Source organism: Variovorax nivicola (assembly GCF_051216475.1).
In the GTDB taxonomy this organism is placed as follows: domain Bacteria; phylum Pseudomonadota; class Gammaproteobacteria; order Burkholderiales; family Burkholderiaceae_C; genus Variovorax.
Genome location: NZ_JBPJZK010000005.1, coordinates 549522 through 563529, shown reverse-complemented (window position 1 = coordinate 563529; position 14008 = coordinate 549522). Strand labels below are relative to the sequence as shown.

Genomic DNA, 14008 nt, shown 5'->3' with positions numbered 1-14008 from the left:
ATGACCAAAGCGCCTTCCGAGGGACTACAGCAAAGCCGCTCATCTCGCCATACGGACAAGGGGCTGTACATTGGGCCGATGTAGGCGGCTGGGTGTACGAAGTTGGAGCAACTTCTTCGTGGGACGTTGAAAAGGAACTGCAAGGGCGAGTCCCCCTTCTTCCTGGAAAATATGGTGACTGCCCGACAGCGGCTGAACTGGAGCACGCGATCCCTGCTGAGATCACATGTCTGCAAGTGATCCGGGCTGGTGTTGTGGAGGCAGGCCGAATCGTCGATGGAAGTCCTACACTTTTGGTTCGAACATGGAAACTCAATCCGCGCCGCTAGTTCCAACTGAAAAGATCGCAGCACTTAGAGCGCGCTGGACGACGGCTGGCACCAAAAAGTTGATCAAGGCATTGATTGCCGCGCTAAGGCAAAAAGCGCCCAATTGGTCGGAGGGGCTGAAACAGATGCCAAGAGATGCAAGCAGGGTTGCCGGCCTTGACGATCTCCGCGGCCTTCAACTAGTGGGTTTGGATCTATGTGAGGTTGACCTTAGCTTTTGCGATCTGAGCTATGGTGCCTTGCGCGATTGCAACATGAGGAATATCTGCCTACAAGGTTCCATTCTTCGTCTCACGGATTTTCGCGACAGTTCGATGGCTGTGGCCGACCTCCTTCAAGTTGTTGCCGAGCATGCCAATTTTCAGGGTGCTGATCTTTCAGCAGCAATGATGATGTCGGGCTCCTATCGCGGCGCTAGCTTCAAACAATCGGTCATGCGGTCAACCATCCTTAACCGAAGCGACTTTTCCCAAGCAGACTTTTCAGACGCCGATCTGCGACATACAGAAATGCGATTGACAGTCCTCGAAGACGTGATCATCTCAAATCGAACTCGAGGCACATTGATCTCGACTGGTCCTTCAAACGTGGTGAGTCAAGCGACCGTTGGTACTTATCCTCTGACTCCATTCAACCCAAAGGAAAAGAAGCGCGAACCCAAACCAAAGGCGGAGTTGCTGCGCGAAGAGGTTTCGAATGCCGAGGAGCAAGCTCTGGGACGACGAGTTCGCGACGAGCCCGGAATCGCTAGAGATCTCGCACCCAGTGACTTGCAGTTGCGAGAAAAACAGCGGCTTAAGCGCCAATACGGTGTCCTAGAGCGTCAGTTCCGCGCCTACTTGACCGCGGCGGAGCATCGCGCGGGCAATACTGAAACGAATCTGCTGAATCTCTTGGAAGCCAGACTAGATAACGTTGTCTACCGCATGGGATTCAGTTCTACGCGAACTGAGGCGCGCCAGCTTTTGGCACATAAGGCTGTAACTGTAAACGGACAGGTGGTCGTCACTGCCTCGTACCTGGTCAGGGCCGGGGACGCGGTGTCGACCAAAGGGAACGCTATCAAGCGGGAGCTTAAGGAAACCGAGGCGGCTACCGAAGGACCACAGAAAGCGATTTCTTCTCGGTCTCGAAAGCGATAGTGTTGGTCACTCCAAATTCGAGCTCACGCCAAGGGAGGCGGACGAGAATTTGATAGCAACGAGCGTAGCGCCCCTGCCAGCGGTTCTCATCGACCCGATTGGTGGATTGCAGCGGCCGAGCGGACGACGGCAAGTTCTCGTCGAGGGAGGCGAGTGGTCCGGCCCACCGTTCGATCCGGTAGACGGTGAGACCGGGCAGGAAATGGCAGGCTACGGCATGGCCGCGGCCATCGAAGCGCTCGATGCGGTGCCGATGAGGCTGTGCCGCACATCGGGCGGAGTCCAACCTACGAGACACGGCTGCATTGGACGGCGAAGCACCTGATCGCCTCAATGGTCGAACTGCATGTCCCCAGTATCAGCGTAGCCTGCGAGCCGACCTATGCCATCGCTGAGATTCGCGAGGACTCTCTCGAAATCCGACACCACTGGAGGCGATTCGAGAGCGCTCGAGTCGAATCTCCGCTGGAGCACATGCGCCCAGACGTCTTGGTGGAATCGTGCGGACGAGACGGCAGTGCCCCTTACGGGATGGCCATCGAAGTCACAGTTACCAACCCGATAGACGGCGACCAGTGGCGCCGTATCAGGGCCGCCGGCGTTGCGTGTTTGGAATTCGACCTATCGCGCTTGCCGCGAAACATCAGTAAGCGAGCAGCCATCCCATCTTGACCAAGGGATAGCTCGCCATCCATAAATTACGAGGAATTGGCTCGCCATGCGAAGGGGCGATCTCCTTCCGACATCGTCAAGGCCTGTGGCGATGCGTTGAAGGATGCGGTCATCAATGGCGAAAACACTGTCAACCCGGAGCGGGTAATTCTTCATCTCCAGGAGCGTGTCTCGGGCCAATGGCACCTCACATGAACTGGGGAGTTTGTGTCGTCCTAATTTAATCACTTTGCAACTAGAGTCGGGGAGAGCGTTTGCAGCGAACAACGCTTGTTGCGCGCTATTAGGTAGCGCGAATCTCTTGAGAAAAAAAGCCACTTCAATCACCGGAGGTCAAGCAGTCTGCGCAACCTTGGCCTCACTAACTCAACGTTGGCACAACTGATGGAGACAGGTCAAAGTGACAAAACCGTCTAGAAACATTTTGGAAGTTCATCTCGCGCACGACCGGTCAAGGGAAATCCAGCATCAGTTCGGGGTCGATTTTTCGGGCACCACCATCCGGCGTTCTGCATTGCCGTCTCGCTTAGGCATGTGGGGCCTGGCCGCCGGACGCGATGTTCTACTTGCGCACGACGCGCCTTCCGTCGCGACACGCGAGGGCCTGCGGCTTCTGGCTCACGAACTGGCGCACACGCTCCAGCACCGAATCCTTGCCGCGCCACTCGAGCGAGCTGTCCTGCTCGAAGATCCCGAACTGGAGGCCGAAGCTGATCGTTTTGCGGACGCGGTCGTAGCAACGCTTTGCGATGGTGCCGCTCCTGACTTTTCCGCGGTGCCATCGGCACCCGGACCGGCACCGTTGTCGAAGGGCTTGTTTCTGCAGGCCGCCTTCCGGCACAAGTTCGAGTTCATCCCTGCGGCACCCGTGCCTGCCGACTGGGCGTTTCTCGTCGCGAAGATAGCCAGCATTTTCGACACGTACGCGCGGGAGAAGCGCGCGCTAGCCGCCGTGGACCACCAAGTGATGCAGAATGCACTGGCACTAGGCGTGGGCGGGAACGCGCATCCCATTCTTCACGCATATGAAAAGGCGCACCTGCAGCACGGCAAGGACTGGCACGACCTCGCTAGCCTGCTGCTCAAGCGATGCGCCGGACAAATTCAATTCAGCGAAGATCCTTCGTCCGTCAATCTGATGCGCGATGATTCCATCCGGATCTTGGCGCGCCACTCCACGGTACGCGACGTCCAGAACACGCTCGTCGTGCTCGGCACAGTCACTTTCGGAAGTTTCCGGTTTCAGCCTATTGCTCCTCAACCCGCCGGAGTGCTGTCGCCCGTTTTTGAGCGCATCGCCAAACCAGGAAAACACTATATCTACGCTCCGAATACGGACACCTACGTTAGGCGCTTTGTCGCTCGCGGCCTCAACCAGTCGGACGCCCACAATCTCAACCTTGACCAAGACCTTCAGGCACCGCATCCAGGCATTGGTGCCCAGGGGGGCGAAATCTACTCGGGCCCCCGGAAAGCGCGCCATGCAGTGCTTGCAGGAACCGCCCTCCAAATGTCCCAGCAACTTCTGAGCCATACGCGCGGTTGGAAGAAGCGCTTCATTTCAACGGGTGTATCGAACCGGCCGGCGTTGTCGACCCGGGGCATCCCATTTTCCAGTGTGTTCGGCGCCGTCACCATCGATCTTGCAATGGTCGCCCCACAGACCATTTTTCCACTGAATTCCCATCTCGCTGCCGAACGACTGTTGGGCGGTGACGTGACGGCGCTCAAGGTCGTCGAGGCGCATGAGCCTCAGCCTGCTTCCAATCTTGCAGTTCTACCTGCTGCCCGGACGTTGCAGGACGAAGAATTTCTGGCGATGCGAGACGTTCTTCGCACGCAAGAGCTTGTCATCGAGGGCACGGTCCCGCATGCTGCGGTCTGCGCCCAGCGCCAATTCGGAGTAGTGCTGGGAATCGTCGGCGGCGCACGAGCCCCAATCGCTCATCCGGCGGAAGCCATTCCCGCCAACCAACGGTTGGTGCCCAACGAACGGCTCACCTATCCGTGGCTGCGCCCCGGCGATCATGGTGTCCAATGGTGGTGGTTCTTCGCCTATGCCAATCCTGCCGATGCCAATGCAGCGGCTCAGAGCCTTGGTCCTGACGTCGAACGGGGCATCTTCGGTACGTATGTGCCTGTTTGTCCGCCAGGAACCAACTGATGATTCAAGGACTTGACCCTAAAGCAGATCGAATGGGTCGCTTGACCCATGAGCTTCCTCTGCTCGTCCTTATGTGCGCAGTCCCGGCCTGTTAGGGGAGTGGGCTCGGACTTGATGCGCTTGGCGCGCTAGTGACACTGTACGTCGTCGCCTCACTCGAGGCCAACCGCCGCGACCGGCATGCGCAGCTGTATGACGATGCGCGGTAGATTCAGATCGATGTCGAGCACCCGACCCACTGAGCTGCTTCCCAAGTTTCGTCGCATTTCGATCTAGAGACAGGGGAGTGCATCGTACGCGGCGAACATGCAAAGTAAGCGTCCTGGCAACTCATGTTGACGGCGATCTCAGACTCAGGACCAAAGCGCGCAGATGGCTAGTCACGACAACGTGGCAGCATTCCGACACTCAGTTGCCGAGGAAGTAATGACGGCGATCGGCAGACCAGCGTGCGAGCTGCTCCCTACAGTCGTCCTTGCATCGCGGTAACGGCCGCGATGCGCCGTCGGCCAGGGTTATCCCGTAATTCGCAGCGGGCGCAAAGCTCGCACCGTGCGGGTGAACGATAAAAGTGCCGGGAGTACCCGGCGGCTTTCAAAACCAAAGTAGTCACCCTGCGTTGCCCTTCGAGAATTTCATGGCAGGAAAGACCTGCGCACAGGCACTTGCCTTTGCGGGTCACCCGCCAGTTCGAATCACGAAGGAGACATCCCCATGAGAAATTCCCGCATCCGCGCCGTGCTCGGCAGCCTCGTCTTCGCCGGCATGTTTGCCGGTGCCGCTCACGCGCAGCAATACCGCGTTGCCGTGACCGCCATCGTCGACCACCCTGCTCTGGATGCCTCGCGCAAGGGGGTGACAGACGAGCTGGCGGCCGCCGGCTACGTGGAGGGGAAGAATCTTCATCTCGAGTACCAGAGCGCCCAAGGCAACAACGCAACGGCGGTGCAAATCGCCCGCAAGTTCATCGGCGACAGGCCTAACGTCATCGTGGCGGTGTCCACGCCGTCCGCGCAGGCGGTTGTTGCCGCGACCCGGGACATTCCGGTGGTGTTCAGCGCCGTGACCGATCCGGTGGATGCAAAGCTCGTGAAGTCGTGGAAGGCATCGGGCGGGAATGTGACCGGCGTGTCCGACATGTCTCCACTGGACAAGCACATCGACCTCATCAAGAAGATCGTGCCCGGTGTCAAACGCATAGGCGTCGTGTACAGCCCGGGTGAGGCGAATTCGGTCGTGATGGTCGAGGCGCTCAAGGCGGCGACGAAAGGGACCGGCCTCTCGGTGATCGGTGCCGCTGCCGCACGCACGGTCGACGTTTCCAGCGCCGTGCAGAGCCTCGTTGGAAAAGTGGATGTGTTCTACGCCCCCACGGACAACAACGTCACATCCGCGTTCGAGGGATACGTCAAGGTCGCGAATCAGGCGAGGATCCCATTGATTGCGGCGGACACCGATGTGGTGAAGCGAGGTGCTGTCGCAGCACTCGGGCTGAACTACTACGACCTCGGACGGCAAACCGGCAAGCAGGTTGTCCGGATTCTCAAAGGCGAATCGCCCGGAGCCATCGCTCCCGAGACCAGTCCCACCTTCGAGCTGAATGTGAGCAAAAGCGCGGCCCAAAAACAGGGCGTCGTGCTCTCGGATGAACTTCTGAAATCAGCCAGGAAGGTCTACGACTGAGTTCATCGAGCACGCCTCCATGTCCCTCATCGCTTTCCTTGGCGCGCTCGAGATCGGCCTGATCTTTGGCCTGGTCGCCCTCGGCGTCTACATCTCCTTTCGAGTCATTAACTTCCCCGACCTCACGGTTGACGGGAGCTTTCCGCTCGGTGCGGCGGTTGCCGCATCCTTGATCGTCGCGGGCTGGAACCCTTGCGTTGCAACCTGCGTTGCGTTCCTTGCCGGTGCGGGCGCCGGCCTTCTGACCGGCTGGCTTCACGTCAAGCTGAAGATCATGCAGTTGCTCGCCGGCATCCTGGTGATGATTGCCCTGTACTCGGTCAACCTGCGCGTGATGGGCAAGCCCAACGTGGCCTTGATCAGCGAGCCAACGGTGTTCACCCTGCTCGATCCCGGCGGCCTGCAGGACTTCTGGATGAAGCCACTGATCCTACTGGTCATCGTTCTCGCGACGAAAGTGATCCTCGACCTCTACTTTTCTTCGGCGCTCGGTCTCGCCATGCGAGCAACCGGGGGCAATGCCCGCATGGCGCGTGCGCAGGGGATCTCGACGGACCGGCTCGCACTGACAGGCCTCGCCATTTCGAACGGAATCGTTGCGCTGGCGGGTGCGCTGTTCGCCCAGTCGCAGGGCGGCGCGGATATCTCCATGGGCATAGGAACCATCGTGATCGGTCTGGCGGCAGTCATCATCGGAGAGACGCTTATGCCCGGGAAGGGCATCGTTGTCGCGACACTGGGCTGCGTGCTGGGTGCGGTCCTCTATCGACTGTTCATCGCTGTGGCACTCAACAGCGACTTCGTCGGCCTCAAGGCCCAGGACCTGAATCTCGTCACCGCGGTGCTCGTGACGATAGCACTCCTGATGCCCGTCTACAAGAGAAGGTTGCTGAGCTGGCTTCCCGCTCGCACCGCAACCCGGCGGGAGGTCTGACCATGCTGAAAGCACAAGACCTGCGAGTCACGTTCCACGCGGGAACGCCGATGGAGATCCGAGCCCTTCGCGGGCTCAGCCTCACCATCGAGAGCGGGCAGTTCGTGACCGTGATCGGCTCGAACGGCGCCGGGAAGTCCACGTTTCTCAACGCGCTCAGTGGTGACCTTTTCGTGGATGAAGGAAGCATCCGCATTGACGACGCAGAGGTAACCAACCTGAACGCATGGCAGCGCAGCAAGCTCGTCGCCCGGGTCTTCCAAGATCCGATGGCTGGTACGTGCGAGGCTTTGACGATTGAAGAGAATCTTGCGTTGGCGTGGCAACGCGGCGAAGTGAGAACGCTGCGCTTTGCACTCAATCGGCGCTTGCGCGAGGTGTTTCGCGAACAGCTCAGGACCTTGAATCTCGGGCTCGAGAACCGGCTTGGCGACCGCATGGGAACGCTCTCGGGCGGGCAGCGTCAAGCGGTCAGTCTTCTCATGGCATCGCTTCATCCGTCACGCATCCTGCTTCTGGACGAACACACTGCGGCGCTTGATCCGAAGACCGCGGCGTTCGTCCTCGACCTCACCGACAGGATCGTTCAGGAACGAAACCTCACGACGATGATGGTGACGCACAGCATGCGCCAGGCCCTCGACCACGGATCGCGCACCATCATGCTGCATGAGGGCCGTGTTGTCCTGGACGTGAGCGGCAAGGAGAGAGAGGGGTTGGGTGTGCCCGATCTCCTGCGGATGTTCGAACGCCACCGCGGAGAGGCGATTGCCGATGACGCCCTGTTGCTGGGCTGAACCTCACACACTGGTGCGCCAGGCACCTCGCGAAAACGCTGGTGCAAATTTCGTGCCGAGCGATGCATTGGTATCCAGAGATACGAAGCCAAAGCACCACCTTGCGAATAATTTATTCACGCGCTTCGGCTCCCCGGTGCGCGCAGCTTCTTTGTTCGATTTTGATGGAGTATCCCCATGCGGATTAAGTTTGGATTGGTGCTAGGGCTCTCGTTGTTCGCGGCCGCCGGTTTTGCTGCCGAGTTGCCCGAGTTCAAGATCGGTATCGTGACTTCGGTGACAGGGGCTGCGTCAGTGATTGCTGCGCCCGCCACCGCTGCGATCAATCTCGCCGAAGAGAAGATTGCCGCCGACAAATCACTGCCTTTCAAAGTGAAGTTCGTCAAATACGATGACGCTTCCGATCCGACAAAGTCGGTGAATGCAGTTCGAAAGCTGATCCAGGACGACCAGGTCCATATGGTGATCTGCTGCACCACGACACCGTCTTCCCTCGCCATCGCCAAGGTTGTCGAGGAAGGCGGCGTGACGGCCATGTCCATGTCGGCGTCTGCCACGGTTGTCGAACCTTCAGCCGAAAAAACCTTCATGTTCAAGACGCCGATCACGGACCGTCTGATGATCAACCACACGCTCGACCACATGGTGAAGCACGGCGTCAAGACAGTCGCATTCATGGGCCTGGACGACTCCTACGGCGAGGGTGGCTGGGTCGAGTTCAAACAATTGACGGAGAAAAAGGGCATCAAGATCCTGGCCTCGGAACGCTTTGGCCGCGCGGACACGAACTTCGCGCCCCAGGCGTTGCGGGTGGCTCGCAGCAAGCCGGACGCGGTTTACTTTCACACCGTCCCGCCCTCGGCCGCACTGGCACACGAAGCCCTCAAGCGAGTGGGCTACACCGGGCCGATCTATCACAGCGCCGGCGCACCAACGACGAGCTTTCTGTCCATCGGTAAGACCGCAGTAGAAGGCGCGATCGTCGGGGCCACGCCAATCACGGTCTACAAGGATCTGGAGAAGACCAACCCGCTCGTTCCCGTGATCACCAGCTTCGTCAAGGAATACGACGCGAAGTATGGGGATGGCAAGGCCGAGATCTTCGCCACGCAGGGCTACGACGCAGTTGGCTTATCAATCTCCGCCCTGAAGCGCTATGTGGCCTCGGGCAAGACTGGTGACCTCGGCACGGCCCGCAAGGATCTGCGCGCCGAGATGGAGCGCACCCGCGAATACGTGGGCACGGTGGGCGTTTTCAACTACACCCCCACCGATCATGTGGGTCTCGACGTTCGCACCCTGTTTCTGGTGACGGTCAAGAACGGCCGTTTCGAACTGCTGGGCGACTGAGCATGGATTGGTACTCCGCACTGTTCCTGAGCCTCGACGGCGTGACCAATGGGGCGGTCTACGCGCTCGTTGGCCTGTCCCTCATCCTGGTCTACACGACAACGCGCGTCGTCAACGTTGCCCAAGGTGAGTACGTCACTTTTGGCGCACTGAGTTTCGCGAGTTTTGCCCAGGGCACGTTGGCGCCGGTGCTCTATGTTGTCGCGGGGGCGGGATTTGTCTCGCTGCTTCTCGACATTCGCGGTGCGGTGGTCGCAAAGCGCAGTTGGTTGCGCACGCTGGCCCGGTACGCTGCGGCCGCGGCGGTGCTCATTGCGCTCGCCGTGCTCGCGCAAAAGACATCGTCGATGGCACTGCAGATGCTGGCTGCGCTCGCGTTGGTGGCCTCGATGGGGCCCATCGTCTATCGGTTCACCGTCGAGCCCAATCCAGGCAACCCACCAGTTGTCCTGCTCATCTGCACTGTCGGCGTTTCCTTGATCCTGCATCCGCTCGCACTGCTTCTTTGGGGCGCTGATCCCCAGACCATCAGCCCGATCAGCAGTGAGAGGGTCAGCCTGGGTGGCGTCGATATGGCGATGCAGTCGATCATCATCCTGGCCGCCGCGATCGTTCTCACATTGGCCCTGTTCGTTTTCTTCCGGCAAACCCTGATCGGCAAGGCGCTGCGTGCGGCTTCGATCAACCGGGAGGGTGCGCAGTACTGCGGTATTCCTGTGGGGGTTGTAGGGCGGCTGAGCTACTTCATTGCTGCCGCGTTCTCCGGCCTGAGCGGGATGCTTCTGGCACCGCTGGTGACCGCGAACTACGAAATGGGATTCGTCGTCGGGCTCAAGGGTTTCGTGGGCGCCGCCATGGGCGGGCTCATCAACTATCCGATTGCACTGTCCGGCGTCTTCTCCGTCGGGATCTTCGAGTCCTTTTCCTCTTTTTTCAGCAGCTCCTTTCGAGATGCCTTGGTTTTCTCTCTCGTGATTCCCATTCTTCTCTGGCGAAACAGATACAGCGACGACCTGGACTCGCACTGAAGGCAAACAATGAAGAGAGAGCAATCTTTTATCGCTGCATTGACGGCGATCATCCTCGTGCTGCTGGCCACGACTTCGACGTACTACGTCGGCCTTATCGCCGTTGCGGGGATCAATTCCATCGTGTGCCTCGGGCTTGCGTTCCTCCTTGCGACAGGGCAACTTTCGCTCGGACACGCGGCCTTCCTCGGCCTGGGTGCGTACGGTGCAGCACTGCTGACGACGAAAGCGGGGCTGCCGCCGCTCGCGGCCATTCCGGCCGCAGTCGCAGTGTGCGCCCTGATCGGCTATGGCCTCGGGAAGCTCACGCTTCATTTGAAGGGGCACTACCTTCCCTTGGCGACGCTCGCGTACGGCATGGCCATCTCAGTGTGTTTCGTTGCAGCCATCGACATCACGGGCGGCGCCTCCGGCCTGGACAACGTGCCTGCGATGCGGGTCGGTGGCCTGCACCTGGAGACGCGCGCCATGGCCCTTCTGATCTGGGTCGTCGTCGCGTTGGTGTTGTTCTGCTTCCTGCGCATCTATCGCGGGCGCATAGGCCGGGTTGCTCGCGCACTCAAGAGCAACAGCACGATGGCCGCGGCCTTCGGCGTCGATGTCGCGTCCATCAAGACGCAGATCTTCGTGCTGTCTGCCGCACTCGCGGGCCTGGCCGGTTCGATGTATGCGTACTACATGCAGTTCCTGAGCCCTTCTTCGTTCTCGATCGGGACCTCGTTCAATCTGCTGATCATGGTCGTGCTGGGCGGCGTGGCGCATCCCCTGGGTCCGATCCTCGGCGTCATCTTCTTCACGCTCCTGGAGTTGACGGCGCAGTACCTGATCGCGACGCAACTGGGCATTCCGGGCCAGCTGGAGACCATGGTCTTCGGGGCGGTGCTGATCGTCACGCTGCTGCGCTGGCCCGATGGCCTGCTCACCTGGATCAAGCTTCGCAGCGACGTGAAGGTTCCGAGTTCGGGCAATGCCCCGTTTGCATCGCATCGATCCAGGCGCAGTGCGCTCACCGTGCAGGGCCTGACCAAGAAGTTCGGCGGACTCACCGCCCTGTCGGATGTGTCCATTGCGATCCCTCCCGCACAGATCACAGGACTCATCGGTCCGAATGGCGCAGGCAAATCAACGCTCTTCAACTTGATGACCGGGATGTTCCCCGCAACCCACGGAGATGTGACGCTCGACGGTGCCCCGCTAAGACTCGGGATCGATCAGGTTGTCGGCAGCGGCATTGCAAGAACGTTTCAGCATGTGCAGCTGGTTCAGGAGCTCGACGTGTTGCAGAACGTGCTCATCGGCGGCTACAACGGCGGCCGATCGGGCATCCTGACTGCGGCGTTGGGGCGAGATCGAGCAGAGGAAACCCGACTGATCGGCGAAGCCTTGGTCGTCATTCGTCGCGTCGGTCTCGTCGGTGCCGAGACGACACCTGTCGGATCCTTGCCGCTGGGCAGCCAGCGCCTCGTGGAAGTTGCGCGCGCCCTCATGGCCAAGCCGGACATCCTGCTCCTCGACGAGCCGGCGGCGGGTCTGCGTGCGCCCGAGAAGGCGCATCTCTCGAAGCTCCTGCAATCGCTGCGCGACGACAACGGCATGACCGTGCTGATCGTCGAGCACGACATGGAGCTGGTGATGGGTTGCGCCGATCACATCTTCGTTCTGAACTACGGCGCCCTGCTGGCATCGGGCACCCCTGAATGCGTGCAGCAGGATCCCGCCGTGATCAATGCCTACCTTGGAGTGGCCTCATGAGTGCGCTGTCTGTCGAACGACTGTGCGTGGCCTACGGCCAGGTGAAAGCTGTCAACGGCATCAGCTTCGATGTACAGCAGGGCGAACTCGTGTCCCTGATCGGCGCGAACGGCGCGGGCAAGACAACGCTGCTCAAGGCCGTGATGGGTGCGCTGGCGGCGGAATCCGGCCGCGTGGCGCTGGACGGCGTGTCGCTGGGCCGGGTCCCGGTCGAGGAGCGCGTGCACATGGGCATGTATCTGGTGCCCGAGAAGCGCTCGCTCTTCGGATCGATGCGCGTTGAAGATAACCTGCAGATCGGCACCTACGGCAACAGGAAGAAGGTTTCGTTTCGCGAAGAGGTTCAGCGTATCTATCGCCTCTTCCCGGTACTAGAGGAGCGAAAGAACCAGCTCGCCGGAACGCTGTCGGGCGGCCAGCAGCAGATGGTTGCGATCGGCCGCGCGCTGATCGCAAGGCCGCGCATTCTCCTGCTCGACGAGCCGTCCATCGGCCTGGCGCCCCTGGTGGTGCAGCAGATCATGAACGTGATCGTCGAGCTGAAGAAACAAGAAGGCCTGACCGTGGTGCTCGTCGAGCAGAACGCCCACCTGGCGTTGCGCGCTGCTGATCGCGCGTACCTCATCGAGCTCGGAAAAATCATCAAGCAAGGCAGCGGTAACGACCTGCTGAACGATCCACATCTGAAGGAGATCTACTTGGGATCCTCGAAGAAATCAGCGGGTGTCGGCCAGACCGCTTCGAACACCGAGAAGGCGATCTGAATGTTGCACCGCCTGTCTTATGACGCACTGCGTCGGAAATACCGTTCGAGACAACTCTCCCCCGTTGCAGTCGCCGAGTCTGCCCTCGAGCACGCAGCGCGTGTCGATGAATCGCTGAATGCGTTTGCATTGATCGACCGCAAACGCAGCCTTGCGGCCGCGGCCGCGTCTGAACAACGCTGGCGAGCCGGCGCTGCGCTCGGGCCGCTCGATGGTGTACCGATCACCGTCAAGGAATTCGTGGCGGTCAAGGGATGGCCTTCGCGTCGTGGATCTCTCACCACGACGTCCGATCCCATGGCCATGAGTGCTGTATTCGCGGATCGCCTTCTACGGTCGGGTGCCGTGGTCCTTGGCAAGACGCGCGCGCCAGAGTTCAACTGGAAGGGTGTGACCGACAGCCCCGGCTTCGGCATCACAAGAAACCCCTGGAATCTCGATCTCACGCCTGGCGGGAGCAGCGGTGGCTGTGCTGCAGCTGTCGCCGCTGGCGTCACGCGTGTCTCCATCGGGAGCGATGCGGGCGGATCGGTGCGGATTCCTGCGGCGTTCGCAGGTGTCATCGGACTCAAGCCGACGTTCGGGCGCATTCCCGCAACGCCACTGCCCAGCGCATTTCTCAACGTCGTCCACAGCGGGCCGTTGGCCGCCAGCATGAGCGAACTGCGAGACGCGCTCTCGACCATCGCCGGGCCCAGCGGCCTCGACTGGACATCCGTGGGTCTTGCTGAGATGCGCGAGCCGGGCGATGCCAAAGTACTGCGCATCGGGCTTCTCAAGTCGAACCGATGGGACGACAGCCATGCCGACGTGAAGGCAGGCATGGAGCTTGTACTTGCCCAGCTGACAGCCGGTGGATTCCAGGTACAGGAGGTCGACTATGACGTGCGCGGCGCGTCCGAAGTGGGCAAGCTTCTCTACCGCGTGGGCTGCTCAGCGGCAGTGAAAGCCGTTCCTGAGCACGAGCGCTGGCGCCTGGACCCAGGACTCATTCGCTTTGTCAGCGACCTTGAGGATTGCAGGTTCTCCGATCTCATGCAACTGATGCAGCAACGCGATGTGCGTGCGAACGCGCTGCATGCGCTGTTCGATGACATCGACGTGCTGATGTTGCCGACGATGCCGATCAGCGCTTTCGCCGCAGGCCGGAACACCCCCGCCGACTGGCCCAGCGACGATTGGATGTCATGGAATCCATACACCCCGGCCTTCAATGTTTCACATGTGCCCGCGCTCAGCTACCCGGTATGGCCCGGAAGTTCGGCCATGCCGATCGGCGTGCAGTTCGTTGCAGCGAAAGGCCGGGAAGATGTGTTGTTCAGCATCGGCGAATGGCTTGAGCCGTTCTTTCCCGTGAGGCTCGTCGGAGACTGATCTGCGCGGCGCGGGACAG

The 14008-nt window shown here is 60.4% G+C and carries 9 protein-coding genes and 2 pseudogenes; all 11 read left to right on the top strand.

What is annotated here, in order from left to right:
• Positions 1–226 precede the first annotated feature (226 nt).
• Positions 227–847: pseudogene (locus tag ACSFBF_RS22900) on the top strand (pentapeptide repeat-containing protein); the annotation flags it as partial.
• Between the two features lie 246 nt (positions 848–1093).
• Positions 1094–1373: pseudogene (rpsD, locus tag ACSFBF_RS22895) on the top strand (30S ribosomal protein S4); the annotation flags it as partial.
• A gap of 1194 nt (positions 1374–2567) precedes the next feature.
• Entirely contained in the window at positions 2568–4307 is a 1740-nt protein-coding gene (locus tag ACSFBF_RS22890) for an eCIS core domain-containing protein (RefSeq protein ID WP_435470948.1), read from the top strand.
• Between the two features lie 765 nt (positions 4308–5072).
• On the top strand, positions 5073–5990 hold the full coding sequence (locus ACSFBF_RS22885) for an ABC transporter substrate-binding protein (RefSeq protein ID WP_435471257.1): 918 nt from the start codon (positions 5073–5075) through the stop codon (positions 5988–5990).
• A 19-nt stretch (positions 5991–6009) separates the two neighbouring features.
• A complete protein-coding gene (locus ACSFBF_RS22880; protein ID WP_435470946.1) occupies positions 6010–6924 on the top strand; it encodes an ABC transporter permease in 915 nt (304 codons plus the stop codon).
• 2 nt (positions 6925–6926) lie between these two features.
• Positions 6927–7721, top strand: coding sequence for an ABC transporter ATP-binding protein (locus ACSFBF_RS22875; protein WP_435470944.1), 795 nt, complete (start codon positions 6927–6929; stop codon positions 7719–7721).
• Positions 7722–7898: 177 nt separating this feature from the next.
• A complete protein-coding gene (locus ACSFBF_RS22870; RefSeq protein WP_435470942.1) occupies positions 7899–9071 on the top strand; it encodes an ABC transporter substrate-binding protein in 1173 nt (390 codons plus the stop codon).
• A 2-nt stretch (positions 9072–9073) separates the two neighbouring features.
• On the top strand, positions 9074–10099 hold the full coding sequence (locus ACSFBF_RS22865) for a branched-chain amino acid ABC transporter permease (protein WP_435470940.1): 1026 nt from the start codon (positions 9074–9076) through the stop codon (positions 10097–10099).
• Positions 10100–10108: 9 nt separating this feature from the next.
• On the top strand, positions 10109–11851 hold the full coding sequence (locus ACSFBF_RS22860) for a branched-chain amino acid ABC transporter ATP-binding protein/permease (RefSeq protein ID WP_435470938.1): 1743 nt from the start codon (positions 10109–10111) through the stop codon (positions 11849–11851).
• Entirely contained in the window at positions 11848–12615 is a 768-nt protein-coding gene (locus tag ACSFBF_RS22855) for an ABC transporter ATP-binding protein (protein ID WP_435470936.1), read from the top strand. Before ACSFBF_RS22860 ends, ACSFBF_RS22855 begins: the two co-directional genes overlap by 4 nt.
• Complete coding sequence (locus tag ACSFBF_RS22850; RefSeq protein ID WP_435470934.1) at positions 12616–13989, top strand: amidase family protein; 1374 nt, start codon at positions 12616–12618, stop codon at positions 13987–13989.
• The last annotated feature ends 19 nt before the right edge of the window (positions 13990–14008 follow it).